Origin of the sequence: Massilia sp. MS-15, from assembly GCF_020176695.1 — a bacterium.
Lineage (GTDB): Bacteria > Pseudomonadota > Gammaproteobacteria > Burkholderiales > Burkholderiaceae_D > Telluria > Telluria hydrophila.
On record NZ_JAIWIA010000016.1, the window covers coordinates 1 to 1432 of the forward strand.

At 58.9% G+C, this 1432-nt stretch carries 1 protein-coding gene; it reads right to left on the reverse strand.

The features are described from left to right. The coding region (locus tag LCI23_RS07605; protein WP_224945839.1) for a type VI secretion system Vgr family protein at positions 1-1432 on the reverse strand (1432 nt) is incomplete at both ends.

Consider the following 1432-nt stretch of genomic DNA (forward strand, 5'->3'; position numbering starts at 1 on the left):
CATGTCGATCTTCTTCTTGACCGTCGTGACGTGGCACCCGGCTGACACCGTGTTGATCTGGTGAGCTCCATGCACCAATGTCGTTTGGTTGTTCCGGACCGTCGTCACCATGTCTTTCTGAGAATGGATGTTGATCAGCTCCTGGCCTGCGCGGTCATGGATCACCACTTCACAATACCCGTTCCCCCCTGGCGTCGATCGGCTCCTGAAACCCATCATGTGTGCCGCGGCCGGCAAGGCGTAAGGCACCGGCTGCTCCGCGTTGTACACGCGGCCGGTGCAGATAGGCCGGTCCGGGTCTCCCTCGAGATAGTCGATGATCACCTCTTGCCCTACCCTGGGAATCGCAATGGTGCCCCAGTTCTGACCCGCCCATGGCTGGGAAACGCGGATCCAGCAGGAGCTGCGTTCGTCATGGCGGCCGTAGCGGTCCCAGTGGAAATGCACCTTGATCCGCCCGAAGCGGTCCGTATGGATTTCGCTGCCTTTCGGACCGACCACGGTCGCGGTTTGCGGTCCGGGCATCTTCGGCGCCCGATGGGCGCGCCGTGGACGGTAGGGAATCTTGCGGCGTACCGCGGTGAACGTGTTCGTATAGACGTCCCGCCTGTCGCCATCGAAATAGTTATTGCGGGCGTTGTACTGAACGGAGATGACCAGGAAATCGGGATCGTTATTCCCGTTGTCGAACCAGTGGTGATCATGCAGTTTGAACGTATGTCCAGGGATGAGACCGCGACAATTCGACGCACCCAGGAAGACCTTGGCTTGCCATTCCAGCACCTCCATCCGCTGGCGCGCATCGTGCTCGCCAGCGCCCTTGTTCTTGTATGCAAACGCCGGGTTACCGTCGTAGATCTCCATCGGCGGTACGTCCCCCTGCTGCGCAACAGTCGGCATTTCCAGGCATTGCCAACTGCTGGGCGCCTTGAAGTCGAAGGTGTTCAGCACGACCTTGCTTGGCTGTACGGTGCGCTCCGCGGCGAAGGCGGTGATACTGTCGTCGTCATGCGACCGGTCGCCCGCATTGAACTGGATGTCGGGATGCGCACTGTGCGGAGGACAAAAGCCGCTATGGCAGGAGTCGTCGCTGATGACCATCAGGTGCCCTGATGCGCTATGTTCGAAGTAGTAGAACAGCCCATATTTTTCCATTAGCCGGCTGGTGAAATGCTCGTCGGACTCCTGGTACTGGACGATGTAGTCTTCCTTCGCATAGGACCGGTTGGTGCGGAATTCGTAGGCGGCCAGGCTGCCGTAGTCTCCCCGATAGATGGTCTCGAGGACCTCCAGCACGTTCATGTTCTGGAAAATGCGTGAATTGATCCGCAGCTTCAAATAGGACAGCCAGGGAACGATCTCGGCGTGGTAGAAGGCGAAACCGCCATCCGCATGTGTAAAACCGAAGGTCCTGACGTAGCCGTTGATGAAG